14 protein-coding genes are annotated in these 18,378 nt (G+C 68.9%); 10 read left to right on the plus strand and 4 right to left on the minus strand.

Going from position 1 to position 18,378, the window contains the following annotated elements; all coding sequences use genetic code 11:
- Positions 1-25: 25 nt before the first annotated feature.
- Complete coding sequence (locus tag ABEA07_RS20935; RefSeq protein ID WP_345540255.1) at positions 26-946, minus strand: LysR family transcriptional regulator; 921 nt, start codon at positions 944-946, stop codon at positions 26-28.
- A 103-nt stretch (positions 947-1,049) separates the two neighbouring features.
- On the opposite strand from ABEA07_RS20935, the gene ABEA07_RS20940 reads away from it, so the two are divergent.
- The gene (locus ABEA07_RS20940; RefSeq protein WP_345540256.1) at positions 1,050-1,493 is read left to right on the plus strand and encodes a VOC family protein; all 444 of its coding nucleotides are present in this window, start codon (positions 1,050-1,052) and stop codon (positions 1,491-1,493) included.
- A gap of 40 nt (positions 1,494-1,533) precedes the next feature.
- Here the strand turns inward: ABEA07_RS20940 and ABEA07_RS20945 are convergent, their stop codons facing one another.
- Positions 1,534-4,695, minus strand: a complete 3,162-nt coding sequence (locus tag ABEA07_RS20945) for an efflux RND transporter permease subunit (RefSeq protein ID WP_345540257.1) — start codon at positions 4,693-4,695, stop codon at positions 1,534-1,536.
- Positions 4,692-5,939 carry an efflux RND transporter periplasmic adaptor subunit gene (locus ABEA07_RS20950; protein ID WP_345540258.1) on the minus strand — a complete coding sequence of 416 codons (1,248 nt, stop codon included), beginning with the start codon at positions 5,937-5,939 and terminating at the stop codon, positions 4,692-4,694. The genes ABEA07_RS20945 and ABEA07_RS20950 overlap by 4 nt, the downstream gene beginning before the upstream one ends.
- A gap of 220 nt (positions 5,940-6,159) precedes the next feature.
- On the opposite strand from ABEA07_RS20950, the gene ABEA07_RS20955 reads away from it, so the two are divergent.
- The 6 genes from ABEA07_RS20955 to mdoH all read left to right on the plus strand — a co-directional run bounded on the left by ABEA07_RS20955 (position 6,160) and on the right by mdoH (position 14,083).
- A complete protein-coding gene (locus ABEA07_RS20955) occupies positions 6,160-6,624 on the plus strand; it encodes a hypothetical protein (protein WP_345540259.1) in 465 nt (154 codons plus the stop codon).
- 142 nt (positions 6,625-6,766) lie between these two features.
- Complete coding sequence (gene miaB / locus ABEA07_RS20960) at positions 6,767-8,140, plus strand: tRNA (N6-isopentenyl adenosine(37)-C2)-methylthiotransferase MiaB (protein ID WP_345540260.1); 1,374 nt, start codon at positions 6,767-6,769, stop codon at positions 8,138-8,140.
- The gene (locus ABEA07_RS20965) at positions 8,140-9,567 is read left to right on the plus strand and encodes a sensor histidine kinase (protein ID WP_345540261.1); all 1,428 of its coding nucleotides are present in this window, start codon (positions 8,140-8,142) and stop codon (positions 9,565-9,567) included. The genes miaB and ABEA07_RS20965 overlap by 1 nt, the downstream gene beginning before the upstream one ends.
- 29 nt (positions 9,568-9,596) lie before the next feature.
- Positions 9,597-10,262 (plus strand): hypothetical protein, encoded by a 666-nt coding sequence (locus ABEA07_RS20970; protein WP_345540262.1) that lies wholly within the window; start codon positions 9,597-9,599, stop codon positions 10,260-10,262.
- A 19-nt stretch (positions 10,263-10,281) separates the two neighbouring features.
- The gene (locus ABEA07_RS20975; RefSeq protein WP_345540264.1) at positions 10,282-11,703 is read left to right on the plus strand and encodes a sigma 54-interacting transcriptional regulator; all 1,422 of its coding nucleotides are present in this window, start codon (positions 10,282-10,284) and stop codon (positions 11,701-11,703) included.
- A gap of 388 nt (positions 11,704-12,091) precedes the next feature.
- A complete protein-coding gene (gene mdoH / locus ABEA07_RS20980) occupies positions 12,092-14,083 on the plus strand; it encodes a glucans biosynthesis glucosyltransferase MdoH (protein ID WP_345540265.1) in 1,992 nt (663 codons plus the stop codon).
- 71 nt (positions 14,084-14,154) lie between these two features.
- On the opposite strand, the gene ffh is transcribed toward mdoH, so the two are convergent.
- Complete coding sequence (gene ffh, locus ABEA07_RS20985) at positions 14,155-15,540, minus strand: signal recognition particle protein (protein WP_345540266.1); 1,386 nt, start codon at positions 15,538-15,540, stop codon at positions 14,155-14,157.
- A gap of 89 nt (positions 15,541-15,629) precedes the next feature.
- Here ffh and ABEA07_RS20990 point away from each other — a divergent pair, with 89 nt between their 5' ends.
- The 3 genes from ABEA07_RS20990 to ABEA07_RS21000 are packed head-to-tail and all read left to right on the plus strand — an operon-like array spanning position 15,630 to position 18,377.
- On the plus strand, positions 15,630-16,439 hold the full coding sequence (locus ABEA07_RS20990; protein WP_345540268.1) for a cytochrome C assembly family protein: 810 nt from the start codon (positions 15,630-15,632) through the stop codon (positions 16,437-16,439).
- Positions 16,436-16,675 (plus strand): PP0621 family protein, encoded by a 240-nt coding sequence (locus ABEA07_RS20995; protein ID WP_345540269.1) that lies wholly within the window; start codon positions 16,436-16,438, stop codon positions 16,673-16,675. The genes ABEA07_RS20990 and ABEA07_RS20995 overlap by 4 nt, the downstream gene beginning before the upstream one ends.
- Positions 16,676-16,685: 10 nt before the next feature.
- Positions 16,686-18,377, plus strand: a complete 1,692-nt coding sequence (locus ABEA07_RS21000) for a sensor histidine kinase (protein ID WP_345540271.1) — start codon at positions 16,686-16,688, stop codon at positions 18,375-18,377.
- Position 18,378 lies beyond the last annotated feature (1 nt).

The following is an 18,378-nucleotide window of genomic DNA, read 5'->3' on the forward strand; positions in this document are numbered from 1 at the left end:
CCTGCTCGGGCACCAACGTCACACTTCATGACAAAGCGCGCGTAGCGGCACGACCCTGGACCCTGGTCCGCTTGGCGATGCCCTTGTAGGCAGCACGGATCTGCTCCACCAGCAGCCCCGCCGCGCCGGCCGGCGCACGGTTGCCCCGATGCACCAGCCCGATGTCGCGGTGGAACGTGTGGCGCCCGAGATCGATGGCCCGAACCGCGGCAGGCCAACGCCGATGCGTCGCGGTCTGCGGCGCCAGGGCCACGCCCACGCCCTGGGCCACCAGCGCCACGATCGCGTCCAGTTCGTCGAGTTCGCAGAGGTCCTGCACCTCCACGTGCGCCGCGCGCAGGAAGCGATCGACCTGCCGGCCGCCAAAGGACGCACGGTCGTAGCGCACGAAGGGCTGGGTGCCCAGCAGTTCCGCCCAGTCCTCGCCCTTTACGCCTCGCGGCACGAGCAGGCGGAAGGGCTCGCGCGCCAGGGTGGTCCAGCGCAGGTCGCTCTGCAGCGCAAAGGGCGGGCGGATGATCACGGCCATTTCGATATCGCCGGCGTCCACCCTGTTCAGCAGCTCCAATGACACGCCGGGCGTGACGCGCGTTCGGCAATCGGGAACCTGCCGGTGGAAGGCAGCCAGCGCCTCGGCCAGTTGCAGGCGCTGAACGGAGGCGATCGCGCCGATGTCGAGCGGCACCGCGGCGCGCGAGGCCGCGTGGCGCGAGCCCAGCTGGCCGTAGAGCCGGATCAGTTCGGTCGCCTGCGCGAGCGTCTCCTGGCCCTTGGCATTGAGGCGGGCGGAGCGGCCGGTGCGGTCGAACAACGTCAGGCCCAGGTCCGCCTCCAGGCGCTGCATCTGCGCGCTGACCGCCGCCTGGGTCAGGCCGACCTTCTCGCCGGCGGCGGCGAAAGTGCCCTCTCGAGCCACGGCGACCAGGGTTTTGAGTTCTCGAATCATTCACAAATTCTGTTGATGCTGGGACCAAAAATGTATTGATTTTCCTTTTGCCGATCCAGGCCTACCATCGCGCTTCCGTTTCTCACCGGCTCGAGACTTCGCGATGAACGCCCCCACCACCAACCCCGGCCTGCTCTCACCCTTCCACCTCGCCTTCCCCGTCCACGATCTGGCGGCGGCCCGCCGTTTCTATGGCGAGCTGCTCGGCTGCCCCGAAGGCCGCAGCTCCGACGAGTGGATCGACTTCAACTTCTACGGGCACCAGATCGTCGCCCATCTCGCCCCCGGCGAGACCGGCACGGCCGCGCGCAACGCGGTGGATGGGCACGGCGTGCCGGTACGGCATTTCGGCATCGTGCTGCCGATGGCCGAATGGGAAGCCATGGCCGAGCGGCTGAAGGCGCAAGGCACCGAGTTCGTGATCGAGCCCTACATCCGCTTCAAGGGCGAGCCCGGCGAGCAGGCGACGATGTTCTTCCTCGACCCGTCCGGCAATGCACTGGAGGTCAAGGCCTTCGCGGACATCGGACGGCTGTTCGCGAAGTGAGGCGCGGCGGGCAGGACCGCAGGCCCCGCCCTACCGGCGCTCAGGCCGTGTGGCCCGCGGGCTGCTGTGGTGCACGCCCTTCGGCCGGCAACTCCTGCATCGGCCCGCTCCCGCTGTAGCGGTCCAGCGCCAGGTAAATGGCCGGCGTGATGTAGAGCGTGATCACCTGCGAGAAGATCAGCCCGCCGACCACCGCCACGCCTAACGGCTGGCGCAGTTCGGCGCCGGCACCCAGGCCCAGTGCGAGCGGCAGCGCGCCCATCAGCGCGGCCAGGGTGGTCATCATGATCGGACGGAAGCGCAGGCGGCAGGCCTCGCGGATCGCCGCCACCGGCGTCATGCCGCGCGCCCGCTGCGCGTCCAGCGCAAAGTCGATCATCATGATCGCGTTTTTCTTGACGATGCCGATCAGCAGCAGGATGCCGATGGTCGCGATCAGGGTCAGGTCGAAGCCGAAGAGCTTGAGCGAGAGCAGCGCGCCCACCGCCGCCGAGGGGAGCCCGGCCAGGATGGTGAGGGGGTGGATGTAGCTCTCGTAGAGCACGCCTAGCAGCACGTAGATGACCAGCACCGCCAGCACCAGCAGCACGGCCTGGCTGGCCTGAGAGCTCTGGAACACCGCAGCATCGCCGCCGTAGCTGGTGATGATCGAGGGCGGGATCTTCAGCTCGGTCTTGAACCGGTCGATCTTCGCGGTCGCGTTGCCCAGCGGCGTATCGGGCGCCAGGTTGAAGGACACGGTCACCGCCTGCAGCTGGCCCTGGTGGTTGACCGAGGTCGGGCCGACGGTGCGCTTGACGGTCGAGAAGGCCGACAGCGGCACCAGCTGGCCGGCCTTGTTGCGCACCGACAGGCGCGACATGTCTTCCTCGAATTGCCGGTCGTCGTCGGCTGCGGACAGGATCACCTGGTAGGTGTTGCTGGGCGCGTAGATGCTGCCGATCTGCCGGTCACCGTAGGCGTTGTAGAGCGCGGTGCGCAGGTCACCGACGGCGACGCCGAGCACGCCAGCCTTGTCGCGGTCGATCTGCAGGGTGGCCTGCAGGCCACGGTTCTGCGAATCGCTGGTGACATCGCGGAAGGCCGGGTCGGCGCGCATCCGCTCCATCAGCTTGTCGGCCCATGCGCCGATGGCGCCGGCGTTGACGCTCTGCAGCGTGTACTGGAAACGGGCCTTGCTCTGCCGCCCGCCGAGGCGCAGGTTCTGCACCGGCTGCATGTAGACGGCGACGCCGGGAATCTCCCGGAAGCGCTTGCGCAATTGCTCCAGCACCTGCGGCATGGGCGGACGCTCCCCGCGCGGCTTGAGCACGGCGAACAGGCGCCCGGCGTTCTGCGTCGCCGTCGGGCCGCCGACGCCGATGAAGGAGTTGACGTAGGCCACGCTGGGATCGGCCTGCAGCGCGTCGGAGACGCGGTCCTGCAAGGCCTTCATGGCGGGGAAGGAGATGTCTTCAGCCGCCTCGGTGGTGATCTGGATCTGGCCGATGTCCTCCTCGGGGAAGAAGCCCTTCGGGATGGAGACGAACAGCCAGGCGGTCAGCGCGAAGGTGGCGGCCGCCACGCCCAGCATCACGGCGCGATGGCGCAGGGTCCAGTCGAGGGTGCGCATGTAGCTGGCATGCACCCACCGATAGCCACGCTCGAAGGCGCGGCCGATGGCGGTACCGGGCTCGGGATGGTGCTCGTCCTCGTCGTCCTCCACCACGCCGCCTTCGCGCGGGTGGTGGCGCAGCAGGCGGCTGGCCAGCATGGGCACCAGGGTCAGGGAGACCACGGCCGACACCATCACCGCCAGGCCCACCACCACGGCAAATTCGTGGAAGAGAAGGCCGATGACGCCGGGCATGAAGAAGATGGGGATGAACACCGCCACCAGCGAGATCGAGATCGAGACGATGGTGAAGCCGACCTCGCGCGCGCCGCGCAGCGCGGCGGCCATGGGCTCCATGCCGCGCTCCACGTAGCGCATGATGTTTTCGAGCACCACGATGGCATCGTCCACCACCAGGCCGACCGCCAGTGTGATGCCCAGCAGCGAGACGTTGTCGAGGCTGTAGCCGAAGGCGTAGAGCAGCGCGACGGCGCCGATCAGCGAGATCGGGATGGTGGCCGCCGGGATCAGCGTGGCCACGACGCGGTGCAGGAACAGGAAGATCACCAGCACCACCAGCAGCACCGTGCCCAGCAGGGTGAGCTGCACGTCGTGCACCGCTTCGCGGATGGAGATGGAGCGGTCGTTGACCATGTTGATCTCGACCGACTGCGGCAGTTCCTCGCGGAAGCGCGGCATCAGGGCGCGCACCGCGTCCACCACCTGCACGGTGTTGGCATTGGGCTGGCGCAGCACCGCCAGCGAGATCGAACTCTGGCCGTTGAAGCTGCTGGCGGTCTTGACCGACTCGAAGCTGTCCTCGATGGTGGCCACCTCGTCCAGCCGCACCGGCGCGCCGTTGCGCTGGCCGACGATCACCTTGGCGAAGTCGGCTGCACGCAGCATCTGCTCGTTGGCCTGGATGGTGAGAGTCTGGCGCGGCCCGTCGAGCACGCCCACAGGCGTGTTGGCGTTCGCCAGGCGCACCGCGTTGGCCAGCTCGTCGAGGGTGATGTTGCGGGCGTTGAGCAGGTCCGCATCGGCCTTGATGCGCACCGCGAAGGCCTTGCGGCCGTAGACCGCGACCTGCGCCACGCCGTCGATGGTGGACAGCGTGGGCGAGACCAGGTTCTCGGCATAGTCGTTGAGCTCGGCCGGGTTCATCGAGGCAGAGACCATCGAGATGAACAGCACCGGCGCATCGGCCGGGTTGACCTTGCGGTACGAAGGCATCTGCGTGAGTTCCACCGGCAGCTGGCGCTGGGCGCGCAGCAGCGCTGCCTGCACGTCGACCGCGGCCGCGTCGATGTCGCGGCTGCTGACGAACTCCAGCGTGATCGAGCTCACGCCCTGGGTGTTGACCGAACTGATGGTCGAAAGGCCGGGAATGGTCGAGAACTGCTTTTCCAGGGGCAGCGCCACCGAGGAGGCCATGGTGTCGGGGCTGGCACCCGGCAACTGCGCGTTGACGTTGATGACCGGCGTGTTGTAGCTCGGCAGGGCCGCGACCGGGATCTGGAAGTAGGCGAAGATGCCGGCCACCACCGCGGCGGCCGAGAGCAGCACCGTCATCGCGGGACGACGGATGCAGAGCTCCGAAATGTTCATGTGCGCTCCCGCTCCGCGACCACCGCCTGCCGCACCGGTTCGACCGCGGCGGCGCTGCCCGGGGTCGCTTCAGGCGCGCCGGCGGGGCGCGACGCCGGCTGGGCGGAGGAGGCGTCCAGGCGCACCTTGCCGCCGGGGCGCACATTCTGCTTGCCCTCGATCACGACCTGCTCGCCGGGCTCCACGCCCTTCACCGCGACCCGGGTGCCGAAGTTGTGCAGGATCTGGACCTTGCGGCGGGTCGCCTTGTGGTCGGCGTCGACCACGTAGACCGAGCTGCCTTCGGCCAGCATCATGACCGCGGCCGCCGGAATCACGGTGGCACCGCTCAGGGTGCGCACCGTCACCCGGGTCTCGACGAACTGGCCGGGCCACAGACCCTGGTCGGTGTTGTCGAAGACGGCCTTGGCGCGCACGGTGCCGATCAGCGGATCGACCGTGTTGTCAACGAAATTCAGCCCGCCCTTCATCGGGGTGCTGCGGCCGGGCACCAGGGCTTCGACCGGGGTGTTCTCGCGGGCCGCCGCCAGCAGGTCCTGCAGCCGGCCCTCGGGGACGGGGAAGCTGACGGCGATCGGATCGAGCTGGGTGATGGTCACCATCGTCAGCGTGGGCTGCACCAGGGTGCCGGGGTAGATGTTGACGGCGCCGATGCGGCCGGCGATCGGCGCGCGCAGAGTCGCGTAGCCCAGGGCCACCTGCGCCGACTGCACCGCCGCCTTGTCGGCCGCCACGGCGGCACGCTGGGCTTGCAACTGCGACAGCGTGGCGTCGACGGCGCTCCTGGCGATGAAGTTCTGCGCCACCAGTTCCTGGCTGCGGCGGTACTGGCGCTCCAGGTCGCCCAGGGTGGCCTCGTCCTTCTGCTGCTGGGCCCGGGCCTTGGCCAGGTTGGCCTGATCGGGGCGGTCGTCGAGGCTGAAGAGCAACTGGCCCTGCTTGACGAACTGGCCTTCCTTGACGTGCACCTCGCGCACGGTGTTCGTGACCTGCGGGCGCAACTCCACGCTGTTGAGTGAGACCACGCTGCCGTTGACCTGCACCGTGATCGGCACGTCCTGCTTCTGCGCGGCGGCCAGGGTGACCAGCGCCGGGGCGCCGGCGGCGGGTGCCGCGTTCCTGCCAGCGACGGCCGGCGAAGCTTCCTGCCCCGCGGTCTGGGCACGGTTGCCCGACCACTTCCAGGCACCGGCTGCGGCCAGGACGAGCACCCCCGCAAGGGCAAGGACGAGTTTCTTGTTCATGAACGCTTTAGTTGGGTAGAAAGGCGTCCGCGGCTCCGCTAGGCGCACTTTTGCCTGACATGTCTATTGGATCAGCGCTCGGGGGGCCGCGTCTATCACGGCCGTAAAGATTAAGTAAAGCAGCCATGAAGCAACGCACACCCAGGCGGTCTGCCTGCGGGGAAGCACAGGCGCCGGCCGGTAGAATCGCCCGCGCCCCCACAGCCTCTGGATGAACACCATGAACCGCTGCAAATCTCATTGGAACGCTCTTGTCTGGGTCGCACTGTGCGCCGTGCTGGCGCCGGCTGCGGCGCAGGATCTGGTCCAGACCCAGAACGAGGCCGCGCTCGGCGGCCGCAACTTTCCCCAAGGCACGCTGCGCGGCCGGCTCCTGGTCGTGAATTCGCCCGAAGTCGAGCTTGACGGCACGGCCGAGCGGCTGGCACCCGGCGTGCGCATCCGCAGCGCCCAGAACATGCTGGTGATGCCGGCCCATCTCACGGGCCAGAACCTGCTGGTCAACTACCGGCGCGATGCCGCCGGGCAGGTCAACGAGGTCTGGATCCTCACCCCGGATGAAGCGCAGGCCAAGCGGGCCTCGGCCGACAAGCCGCTTCTGAACTTCTGGCCCTTCGTGGCCGACACCGGGCCGCGCGACGACGGCAAGACGCCGTTCGACCAACTGCCCCGCTACGGACAGTGACGCTCACCCCCAGGCTCGCTCACTTCGTGTAGCCGCCAACCCTCTCCGGGGGCGACACCAGCGGCTCGGCAGAGCCGATTCCGCGGTGTCTCGCGAACGAGCCGCGCCATTTCCATCTCCATCTCCGTCTCGGGAGAACTCCATGCCATCCCCCAAAGTTTTCATCAAGACCTTCGGCTGCCAGATGAACGAGTACGACTCGGACAAGATGGCCGACGTGCTGCGCGCCGCCGATGGCTACGAACCCACCACCAACGTGGAAGAAGCGGACCTGATCCTCTTCAACACCTGCTCGGTGCGCGAGAAGGCGCAGGAGAAGGTGTTCTCGGACCTCGGCCGCGTCAAGCACCTGAAGGCGCGCGGCGTGAAGATCGGCGTCGGCGGCTGCGTGGCCAGCCAGGAGGGCGAGGCCATCATCGCGCGGGCGCCCTACGTCGACGTGGTGTTCGGCCCGCAAACGCTGCACCGGCTGCCCGAGATGCTGCACGCGCGCGAGCGCGGCGGCGCGCCCCAGGTGGACATCAGCTTTCCGGAGATCGAGAAGTTCGACCACCTGCCGCCGGCGCGGGTCGAGGGCGCGACGGCCTTCGTCTCGATCATGGAAGGCTGCTCCAAGTACTGCAGCTACTGCGTGGTGCCCTATACGCGCGGCGAAGAGGTCAACCGCCCGCTGGACGACGTGCTGGTCGAGGTTGCCGGCCTGGCCGACCAGGGGGTGCGCGAGGTCACGCTGCTGGGCCAGAACGTCAATGCCTACCGCGGCCGCATGGGCGATACCGCTGAGATCGCCGATTTCGCGCTCCTGATCGAGTACATCGCCGAGATTCCCGGCATCGAGCGCATCCGCTACACCACCAGCCACCCCAACGAGTTCACGCCCCGGCTGATCGAGGCCTACGCCCGCGTGCCGCAACTGGTCGGCCACCTGCACCTGCCGGTGCAGCACGGCAGCGACCGCATTCTGATGGCGATGAAGCGCGGCTACACCGCCATGGAATACAAGAGCACGGTGCGCAAGCTGCGCGCCATCCGGCCCGGGCTCTCGCTCAGCAGCGACTTCATCGTGGGCTTCCCCGGCGAGACAGAGGCCGACTTCGAGAAGATGATGAAGCTCATCGAGGAGCTGGAGTTCGACAACAGCTTCAGCTTCATCTTCAGCCCGCGGCCCGGCACACCGGCAGCGCAGCTGCACGACGACACGCCGCACGAGCTCAAGCTGGCGCGCCTGCAGCGGCTGCAGGCGGCAATCGACGCCAACGTCAAGCGCTTCGGCCAGGCGCGCGTCGGCACGCTGCAGCGCGTGCTGGTGGAAGGCCGCTCGCGCAAGAACGCGGGCGAGCTGATGGGCCGCACCGAGTGCAACCGGGTGGTCAACTTCGAGGGCGATCCGCGGCTGGTGGGGCAGATGATCAACCTGCGCATCACGCGCTCGCTGGCCTATTCGCTGCGCGGCGAGGTGCCGACCACCGAGTCGGCCCTCTCATCCGTGGCACCGGCCAGGGCGGCCGCCGGCTGATGGCAGGACTCAAGTCGGCGCGCGGCTCCTTCCAGCAGCTGCTGCTTTTCGCATTCCTCCTGATCACCGCGCTGCTGGTGGGCGTGGCGCTGCGCTCGGTGTTCCAGTACGACACGCTGATGGCCCAGAGCCGCAACGCCGCCGGGCGCGCGCTCACGCTGTCCGGCGCGGCGCAGTCGCTGGCGGAGCGCAGCGCCGCCATGGAACGCGCCGGCCGCCAGTCGCTGGTGCTCAACGACGCGGTGCTGCGGCGCCGCTTCGAGGATGCGGCGCGCGATGCGCGGCAGGTGCTGGACCGCCTGGGCGCCAACGGTGTGCCTTCCGCCGGCCTGGACCAGTGGCGCGCCCAGATGGCGGTGATCGAGGGTCTGATGAGCGGCGCGCCCGAGACCGCGTTGGCGCGCGAAAGCTCCATGGCCATCCAGTTCCGCGACCTGGATGCGCTGAACACGAACATCGCGCAGCAGGCCCAGCTCCTGATCGAGACCCAGAACGACGCACTTGCCCAGCGCCTGGAAAGCGCCCGCCGGCGGCTGATGCGCGAAGTGCTGGCGGCCAGCGTGCTGGCGGTGGTGCTGGCGCTGGCCTTCGGCATCTGGCTGGCGCGGCCCTTCCAACGGCTGCAGCGGGCCATCGTCGGGCTGGGTGAGAACCGGCTGGACGAGCCGATCGACATCCAGGGGCCGGCCGACGTACGCCGCGTGGCGCAGCAGCTCGAATGGCTGCGCCTGCGGCTGACCGAACTGGACGCCGACAAGGCGCGCTTCCTGCGGCACGTCTCGCACGAGCTCAAGACACCGCTGGCCGCACTGCGCGAAGGCGTCTCCCTGCTGGAAGACGGCGTCACGGGCGCGCTGAACCCGGCGCAGCGCGAGGTCGCGCAGATCCTCCAGCAGAACACTGTCTCGCTGCAAAGCCAGATCGAGGCGCTGCTGCGCTTCAACGCCGCCGCCTTCGAAGCACGCGAGCTGCGCCGCCAGCGCACGCCGCTGCTGCCGCTGATCGAGGAGCAGATCGAGGCCCAGCGCCTGCAGTGGCAGGCCAACGGCCTGACCGTGCGGGCCCAGGGCGAGCCCCTCGCCCTGGTGGTGGACCCGGTGAAGCTGGGCACCGCGCTGGCCAACCTGCTGTCCAACGCGATCCGGTATTCGGCGCGCGGCGGCACCATCACACTGAACGTTTCGAGCACGGCCGACACCGCCATCATCGACATCCAGGATGCCGGCCCTGGCATTGCCGAAGGCGACCGGGACCGCGTTTTCGAGCCTTTCTACCGGGGCGAGCGCCAGCCGGAGCACGCGGTCAAAGGCACCGGCATCGGACTGTCGATCGTGCAGGAGTACATTGCAGCCCATGGCGGCCGCATCACGCTGCTGCCGGAGGGGCCCGGTGCGCGCTTCCGCATCGAGTTGCCGCGCTCCACCTGACCCGCCCGCCTCGCGCATTCGTCCGACCCATGCTCCTGTATTCGATCGTCCGCAGACTCGCCCTGTCCATGACGCCCGTCTTCATGTCCCTGCTGCTGGCTGCATGCGCTTCGGCGCCACCGCCCCCGGCCGAGTCCGTGGCGGTGGAGCCGGCACCGCCGCCGCCACCGCTGCCGCCTCCCCCGCCACCGGTGCGGCCCGTAGAGGCCGAGCCGATGGCGCCGGCGACGCAGCCCAGCTGGGTGCTGACGCAACACACGCAGGGCCCGGTGGCGGCACTGCTCGGCTACGCCGACAGGGTGCGCCCGCTCGGCGGCAACGAGCTGAGCGCCGAGATTGCCCGCCTGGGCGAGCCCGGCGAGGTGCCGATCGCGCAGGTGCAACTGGCGCTGGTGCTGGCGCAGACACGCTCGCCGTCCGACCTCGGCCGTGCGCTGGGGCTGTTGCAGCGCGTGATCGCCAATCCGTCCACCGACGCGCAGGTCCTGCATCCGCTGGCCCGGCTGATCGCCGCGCGCTACCAGGAGCAGCGCCGCGTCGAGGAAGAGCGCGACCGGCAGGCACAGCAGCTGCGCGACAGCCAGCGGCGCATCGAACAGTTGAGCGACCGCATCGAGGCGTTGCGCGCCATCGAGCGCAGCTTCTCGCGGCCCAACAGCCCGCCGCCGGCCGTCGCGCCGAAGCCTGCCCATTGAGACGAAGGGAAGGCCTGCGATGAGCCCCGCGAACAAGCCCGCCGAGTCCACCGGCCCCCGCCTGCTGGTGGTGGACGACGATGCGGACCTGCTGCGCCTGCTGTCGCTGCGCCTCACCGCCGCGGGCTACCAGGTCACGACCGTCACCTCGGCCGAATCGGCGCTCACGCAACTGGAGATCGAGCATCCCCAGCTGGTGCTGAGCGACGTGCGCCTGCCGGGCCGCGACGGCCTGCAGCTGTTCGACGAGATCCGCAAGCGCCATCCGGCGCTGCCGGTGATCCTGCTGACCGCGCACGGCACCATCCCTGACGCGGTCGAGGCGACGGCCCGCGGCGTCTTCACCTACCTGACCAAGCCTTACGACGCGCGCGAGTTGCTCGACAAGATCGCCCAGGCCCTCGCCCTCGGCGCACCCGCGCCCACCGCCGGCAAGAGCGGCGACGAGAGCTGGCGCTCGGAGATCGTCAGTCGCAGCAACCGGATGGCGGAGTTGCTGGCCGAGGCGCGCATGGTGGCCAAATCGGACGCCAGCGTGCTGCTGCGCGGCGACAGTGGCGCCGGCAAGGAGCTGCTGGCCCGCGCCATCCACCGTGCCAGCGCCCGCGCCGACAAGCCCTTCGTGGCGGTCAATTGCGGCGCCATTCCGGAGGCGCTGCTGGAATCCGAGCTCTTCGGCCACGTCAAGGGCGCCTTCACCGATGCGGTGGCCAACCACAAGGGGCTTTTCCAGCAGGCCGACGGCGGCACCCTGCTGCTCGACGAGATCGGCGACATGCCCCCGGCGCTGCAGGTCAAGCTGCTGCGGGTGCTGCAGGAGCGCGCGGTGCGACCGGTGGGCTCGACGCAGTCGATCGCGGTGGACGTGCGCATCATCTCGGCCACCCACCGCGACCTCGATGCTGCGATGGAGGCCGGGCAGTTCCGGGAAGACCTCTACTACCGCCTCAATGTCGTGACGCTGAGCCTGCCGCCCCTGTCGGCCCGGCGAGAGGACATCCCCCTCCTGGCCAACCACTTTTTGCACCGGCTCTCCAGCAAGTACGGCAAGCGCCTGTCCGGCTTCGCGCCGGAGGCATTGAAGGCCTTGACCACTGCGCCCTGGCCGGGGAACGTGCGGCAGCTGTTCAACGTGGTCGAGCAGGTGTGCGCGCTGTCGAGTTCGCCGCTGATCCCCCTGGCGCTGGTGCAGCGGGCGCTGCGCTCACCCAGCGTCGAGGTCCAGACCTATGCCGAAGCCAAGCAGCGCTTCGAGCGGGAATACCTGGTCGGCCTGCTCAAATTGACAGACGGCAATGTGGCCGATGCAGCACGTCTGGCGGACCGCAATCGCACGGAGTTCTACCGGCTGCTGCAGAAGCACATGCTTACGCCAGGACACTTCAAGGCGGAGGCCCCGTCGGGTGGCAGCGATGCTGTCGCTGACGAGCGACGGGGCTAAGTGGTTGATCTATAAGGGAATTGGCACCCCCTCCGCCGGACGTGTCGGGGAACGGCGACAAATTCGGAGGTTTTGGAGGCCTTTGGGCCTCCAGATCGGCTTCCGGCGCTTTCGAATCGCTGTAAGTCATTGATCTGAAATCATTTTTCTGGGCTGGCACAGGGATTGCGGCTGTAGCCGCATGACAGCAATCACCAGCCCATCTTTCGCACTGCGTCCGCAGCGCGACGGCCTGCGTCAAAAGCAGTATTCCCCCTCGCGGCCCCGCGCCGCGGGCCATTCGCCGGCGGCTCTGGCCCATGCCGGCGGCGCGACGCCGGATTGCGTGTTCAAGCGTTTTCCGGCAATTGGCGACACCGCCTCCGACAAGCAGCGGGGGTAATGGTTCATGAAGCCCAACGACTTCTCCCAACTCAACGTCCTCACCGAGGCCGATTTCTCCCGCCGCAGCCTGCTGCGCGAGGAGCGCCATCCCAACTCGGTCACCGCACCCCCGATCAATCGCGGCTCGATGACGCCTCGCCCCTGGCGCGGCTTCTGGAACAGCATCGGCACCGCCCTGCTGGTCAAGCTCGGTGCTGGCCAGCCCGCCGCCCAGGCCGCCCGCGCACCGCAGCCCACCCAGGCCTGGCAGCGCGCCGCCCAGCAGCGTCGCCTGGCGTTCATGGCGCTCACGGTTTTCAGCACGATCATCGCCTCGACGCTGTTCGCCGGCGTCCAGCCCGACTACAGCAACCTGTGGCTCGAATACGGCCAGATCGGTCTCTACGGCCTGCTCTCGGGCTGGGTGGTGACCGGCTTCGTGACCGCGCTGATGGGCTTCTATGTCTCGGTCCGCGGTGACAAGCACGCGCTGTCGGCCAGGCAGGTGGCGCACCATCCGATGAATCCGGAGGCGCGCACGGCCATCATCATGCCGATCTGCAACGAGGACGTGGCGACCGTGTTCGCAGGCCTGCGCGCCACCTGCGAATCGGTGGCGGCGACCGGCCACGCGAAGCAGTTCGACGTCTTCGTGCTGTCCGACAGCTACAACCCCGAAGTGGCTGCCGCCGAGCGCCAGGCCTGGGAAGAGCTGCGCGCGGCCCTGGCCGAGAGCCCGAACCAGCCGCAGGTCGAGGTCTACTACCGGTTGCGCACCCGTCGCACCCACCGCAAGGCCGGGAACGTGGCCGACTTCTGCCGCCGCTGGGGCAAGGACTACCGCTACATGGTCGTGCTCGACGCCGACAGCGTGATGAGCGGCGACTGCCTGACCTCGATGGTCAAGCTGATGGAAGCCAATCCGACGGCCGGCATCATCCAGACCGCCACGCAGGCCATCGGCCACGTGACGCTGCACGCCCGCGCCCAGCAGTTCGCGTCGCGCGTGACGGGCCGTCTCTTCACGCTCGGCATGCAGTTCTGGCAGCTGGGCGAATCCCATTACTGGGGCCACAACGCGATCATCCGCATCGAGCCCTTCATGCAGCACTGCGCGCTGGCGCCGATCCGCGGCAAGGGTGGCTTCGCGGGCGGCATCATGTCCCACGACTTCGTCGAGGCCGCGCTGATGCGCCGCGCCGGCTACCACGTGTGGCTGGTGGCCGACCTGGTCGGCAGCTACGAGCAGCAGCCGCCGGACCTGCTGGCCGAGTTGCAGCGCGACCGCCGCTGGTGCCAGGGCAACCTGCAGAACGCCCGGCTGATGGCCGAGCCCGGCCTGCACCCCGTGCACCGCGCGATGTTCGTCACCGGCACCATGGCCTATGTGTCGGCGCCCCTGTGGCTGGCCTTCCTGACGCTCGGCACCGCCCTGTGGCTGACCGGCTCGAGCCTGGTCGAGCACTGGCTGGTGATGCCGATGGAACTGGCCGGCCTGTGGCTGTGGACGCTGTGCCTGCTGTTCCTGCCCCGCATCCTGGGCCTGGCGGCCGTGGTCATGCGCGGCGAGCAGCGTCAGTACGGTGGTGTCGGCGGCCTGCTCAAGAGCGCCGCGCTGGAAAGCGCGCTGGCCATCGTGCAAGCCCCTGTGCGCATGCTGGCCCACTCCCTGTTCGTGGTGGTGGCCCTCACCGGCATCAAGCTCGAGTGGAAGTCGCCCCCGCGGGAAGCCGCTGCCGTGCCGTGGCGCATCGCCGTTGCGCAGCTGGCGCCCATGACGCTGGTGATCGCCGCGCTGGCCGTGGGCATCGCGCTGATCGATGCGAGCGCCCTGGTCTGGTTGATGCCGGTGGGCCTGCCCCTTCTGCTGGCGATCCCGCTGACGGTGCTGACCAGCCAGATCGCGCTGGGCAACGCGATGCGCGACCGCGGGTTTCTGGTGATTCCCGAAGAATCGCGTTCGCCGGCCGTGCTGCGCCGGGCCTGGATGCACGCAGTGCGCCTGGCGAGGGCCTGAAGCCTTCGGCCAACGCCACCCATGAAAAAGCCCGCTCGCAGCGGGCTTTTTTCTTGGCAGGTCGGATGGGCTCAGAACCGCGGCATACCCCCGCCTCCGCCCATCCCGGGCAGCCCCTTCATGCCGCCCATGCGCTTCATCATCTTCATGAGGCCGCCGCCCTTCATCTTCTTCATCATCTGCTGCATCTGTTCGAACTCGTTGAGCAGGCGGTTCACTTCCTGGACCTGCACCCCGGCGCCGGCAGCGATCCGGCGCTTGCGCGTGGCCTTGAGCAGTTCGGGCTTGCGCCGCTCCAGCGGCGTCATGCTGTTGATGATGCCTTCCTTGCGGCGGATGTCGCGCTCGGCGCGGCTCATGTCGGCCTCGGTGGCCTTGGCGGCCATCTGCGCGGGCAGCTTGTCCATGATGCTGGACAGGCCGCCCATCTGCTTCATCTGCTGAAGCTGGCCGAGGAAGTCGTTGAGGTCGAAGCCCGCGCCGCTCTTGACCTTGGCGGCCAACTTCTGCGCAGCCGCCACGTCGACACCGGCCGTGACCTGCTCGACCAGCGCGACGATGTCGCCCATGCCGAGGATGCGGCCCGCATGGCGCTCGGCGTCGAACACCTCCAGCCCGTCGATCTTCTCGCTGACGCCGGCGAACTTGATCGGAACACCCGTGACCTGCCGCACCGACAGCGCCGCGCCGCCGCGCGAGTCGCCGTCCGTCTTGGTGAGAACGATGCCGGTCAGCGGCAGTGCGTCCTTGAAGGCCTTGGCGGTGTTGACCGCATCCTGACCCTGCATCGCATCCACCACGAAGAGGGTTTCGACCGGGTTCAGCGCGGCATGCAGCTGCTGGATCTCGGCCATCAGCACTTCGTCGATCGCGAGGCGGCCGGCGGTGTCGACCAGCAGCACGTCGAAGAAATGGCGCTTGGCATGGTCGAGTGCGGCGCGCGCGATATCGAGCGGCTTCTGGTCCGGCGTGCTGGGGAACCACTCGGCGCCGGCCTGCCTGGTCACGGTTTTGAGCTGCTCGATGGCGGCGGGGCGGTAGACGTCCCCCGAGACCGTCAGCACCTTCTTCTTGCGCTTCTCGATCAGGTGCTTGGCCAGCTTGGCGGTGGTGGTGGTCTTGCCGGCGCCCTGCAGGCCGGCCATCAGGATGACCGCGGGAGGCTGCGCCACCAGATTGATGTCGGCCACCCCCTCGCCCATGGTCGCGGCGAGTTCGCGATTGACGATGCCCACGAGGGCCTGGCCGGGCTTCAGCGAGCCCAGCACCTCCTGGCCCAGGGCCTTTTCCTTCACGCGGGCGACGAAGTCGCGCACCACCGGCAAGGCGACGTCGGCCTCGAGCAGGGCCATGCGCACTTCGCGCAGCATGTCCTGGACGTTGCTTTCGGTGATGCGGGCCTGCCCGCTGACCTGCTTGACGAGCCGTGAGAATTTTTCGGTGAGGGCGCTGGCCATGGTGCTTCCCGCGACGGGGATCGGTAGGTGGAGGAGCAGGCGCACCCTGGGGAAGGTTCACGCCAAGGCGAGAGGCTAAACTCCGGCCGATGATTCTAGCGATCCCCTCTCCACTCGGCGTGGCACTGGGCATCGCCGCCGCCGCGGCTTACGGCGCGACCGCTGCCGCTTCTTCCTGGCTCGGACGGCCGTCGACGCAATCGATGCTGGGCCTGGCCTGGCTGCTGCACGCAAGCCTGCTGGCCTGGTCGCTCGCCGGCGCCGATCCGCGCTTCGGCTTCGCGCCCGCGCTGTCGGTGACGGCATGGCTGGTGACCACGGTCTACGCGATCGAAAGCCGCCTTTACCCGCAGCTGCAGGTGCGGCGCGTGCTCGCGGGTCTGGGCGCGGCGGCGGTGCTGCTGGCGCTAGCCTTTCCCGGCACGCCCTTGCACGTGGCCGCCTCGCCGTGGCTGCCGCTGCACCTGGCGCTTGGCATCGCTTCCTATGGCCTGTTCGGCGCGGCCGTGATCCACGCCTGGATCATGACCCGCGCCGAGAAGCAGATCCGCCTGGCGGCCGAGCCGCAGGCCGGCGTGCCGCTGTTGACCATGGAGCGGCTGACCTTCCGCTTCGTGACCGCCGGCTTCGTGCTGCTCTCGGCCACCCTGCTGGCCGGCCTCCTGTTCAGCGAACAGCTCTACGGCCCCCATGCGCGCGGCTGGAAGTGGGACCACAAGACGGTGTTCTCGGTACTGGCCTGGATCAGCTTCGCGGTGCTGCTGATCGGCCGCGCCCGCTTCGGCTGGCGCGGCCGCACCGCGCGGCGCGTGCTTTATGCCGGGGCGGCGCTGCTGCTGCTGGCCTACGTCGGCTCGCGCTTCGTGCTCGAGGTCGTGCTGGGACGTGGGGCGGCATGAAGTACCTCATCGTCCTCGTCGTGGTCCTGGTGGCGGTCTGGCTCTGGCGCAAGGGCCGGCGCGAGGAGTTGCAATCGCGCCGGCCGCCACCTCCGGCGCCGGGCGAGATCGCACCGCCCCAGGCCATGCTGCGCTGCGCCCATTGCGGGCTGCACCTGCCGGCCGCGGACGCCGTGCGCGGCGCGGACGGCGTCGCGTACTGCAGCACAGCACACCGCCAGGCCGCCACGCGCTGAGGCCCGCCCGATGACGCCGTTCCTCTGGTCGCGTGCCGAATCGGCGACCGATTGGGCGCCCCTCGAACTGAACCGCCGGGAAAGCTCGGCCCTGCAGCGGCTCTGGCGCGGTTTCATGACCGCGCGCAGCTTCGTCGCCCTCGTGCTGCTGCTGCTGCAGGCCTTCGTCTATGCGCTCGGACAGGCTCCGCGGCCTGCGGCAGTGGTGCTCACGGGCGGCTACCTGGTGATCACGCTGGTGACCGCGCGCTACGCAGTATTCCAGCCGCCGATACGCCGCTTCGGCTCCGCCTGGGTGTCCACCATTGGCATCGACCTGCTGATCTTCAGCGCGTTGCAGCTGCTGCAGGTGGGCAGCATCAACTACACGCCGCTGTTCGCCCTGCCGGTGCTGATGGGCGCCGTGCTCGGCATCGGCAAAGTGGGCCTGGGCACCACCGCGGTGGTGGCAATGCTGCTCCTGGTCCATGCGGGCTGGTATTGGCTGCAAGACCAGGCGGATGCTTCGGCACGCTTCGTCCAGGCGGCATTGACCGGGACGGGCCTGTTCGTGGTGTCCCTGCTGGCCAACGAGTTGGCGCGCCGGCTGACGCGCGAGGAAGCCCTGGCCCAGAGCAACCGCAGTGCCGCACAGATGCACGCGCTCGTGAATGACCTGGTGATCGAGCAGCTCAGCGAAGGCGTGCTGGTGATCGACGCCAAGGGCCAGGTCCATGCAGCCAACCCCGCCGCCGACGAGATCCTGGGGCAGGGCCTGGCCCAGCTGGCGCTGCCCTTCGCGCTCAACGCGCATCCGGCCTGGGCGCCGCTGGCGGCGATCGCGCACAACACCTTCGTGCGGCGCACATCGCAGGCGCGCAAGATCCCGATCGCACAGGCCCTGGGCGCGCCCCGCGAAGTCCGCGTCCGCACGCGCCTCACGCGTGCCGAGGAGCATGGCATCGAGCGCCTGTGCGTGATGTTCCTGCAGGACCTGCGCGAGCTGGAAGCCCGCATCCGCACGGAGAAGCTGGCGGCCATGGGCCGCATGTCGGCCGCGGTGGCGCACGAGATCCGCAACCCGCTGGCAGCGATCACGCAAGCCAGCGCCTTGCTGGGCGAGGACCTGGTCGACCCCTCCCATCGCCGGCTGACGAGCATGGTGCAGCAGAACGCACAGCGCCTGTCGCGCATCGTGGACGACGTGCTCGACGTCGCGCGCGCCCGGCAACAGCGCACGCTGCCGCTGGGAGAGCAACTCGTTCTCGATCCCACCGTGCGCACGCTGGCCGAGGAATGGGTACGCCAGACGCAGCGACAGGGCGTCCTGCTGATGCTGGAGGCAGGCAACAGCGTGGTGCTCTTCGATGTCGAGCATCTGCGCCGCATCCTGGTGAACCTGCTGGACAACGCCGCGCGCTACGCCGGCGCACGCGAGGGCTCGATCCAGGTGACGACACGGCAAAACGCGACCGGGCGCGCCAGCCTGCACGTGTGGAGCGATGGCGCACCACTGGAACCCGCGGTGCAGCGCCACCTTTTCGAGCCTTTCTTTTCCTCCGAAAGCCGCTCGAGCGGCCTGGGCCTCTACCTGTGCCGGGAGCTGTGCGAGCGGCACGGCGCCATCATCGGCTACGAGCGCCGCGCGCTGCCTTCTGGCGGGCCCGAGGGCAACGAGTTCGCCGTCACCTTCCTGCCGGGCGATGGCAGGCTGACACAATAGC

This window comes from Variovorax defluvii (assembly GCF_039541515.1).
GTDB lineage: Bacteria > Pseudomonadota > Gammaproteobacteria > Burkholderiales > Burkholderiaceae_C > Variovorax > Variovorax defluvii.

Excerpts from the sequence above, each read along its gene's own strand:
- ABEA07_RS20935 (WP_345540255.1), bottom strand. The coding sequence starts at position 946 with ATGATTCGAGAACTCAAAACCCTGGTCGCCGTGGCTCGAGAGGGCACT.
- ABEA07_RS20940 (WP_345540256.1), top strand. The coding sequence starts at position 1,050 with ATGAACGCCCCCACCACCAACCCCGGCCTGCTCTCACCCTTCCACCTC.
- ABEA07_RS20945 (WP_345540257.1), bottom strand. The coding sequence starts at position 4,695 with ATGAACATTTCGGAGCTCTGCATCCGTCGTCCCGCGATGACGGTGCTG.
- ABEA07_RS20950 (WP_345540258.1), bottom strand. The coding sequence starts at position 5,939 with ATGAACAAGAAACTCGTCCTTGCCCTTGCGGGGGTGCTCGTCCTGGCC.
- ABEA07_RS20955 (WP_345540259.1), top strand. The coding sequence starts at position 6,160 with ATGAACCGCTGCAAATCTCATTGGAACGCTCTTGTCTGGGTCGCACTG.
- miaB (WP_345540260.1), top strand. The coding sequence starts at position 6,767 with ATGCCATCCCCCAAAGTTTTCATCAAGACCTTCGGCTGCCAGATGAAC.
- ABEA07_RS20965 (WP_345540261.1), top strand. The coding sequence starts at position 8,140 with ATGGCAGGACTCAAGTCGGCGCGCGGCTCCTTCCAGCAGCTGCTGCTT.
- ABEA07_RS20970 (WP_345540262.1), top strand. The coding sequence starts at position 9,597 with ATGCTCCTGTATTCGATCGTCCGCAGACTCGCCCTGTCCATGACGCCC.
- ABEA07_RS20975 (WP_345540264.1), top strand. The coding sequence starts at position 10,282 with ATGAGCCCCGCGAACAAGCCCGCCGAGTCCACCGGCCCCCGCCTGCTG.
- mdoH (WP_345540265.1), top strand. The coding sequence starts at position 12,092 with ATGAAGCCCAACGACTTCTCCCAACTCAACGTCCTCACCGAGGCCGAT.
- ffh (WP_345540266.1), bottom strand. The coding sequence starts at position 15,540 with ATGGCCAGCGCCCTCACCGAAAAATTCTCACGGCTCGTCAAGCAGGTC.
- ABEA07_RS20990 (WP_345540268.1), top strand. The coding sequence starts at position 15,630 with ATGATTCTAGCGATCCCCTCTCCACTCGGCGTGGCACTGGGCATCGCC.
- ABEA07_RS20995 (WP_345540269.1), top strand. The coding sequence starts at position 16,436 with ATGAAGTACCTCATCGTCCTCGTCGTGGTCCTGGTGGCGGTCTGGCTC.
- ABEA07_RS21000 (WP_345540271.1), top strand. The coding sequence starts at position 16,686 with ATGACGCCGTTCCTCTGGTCGCGTGCCGAATCGGCGACCGATTGGGCG.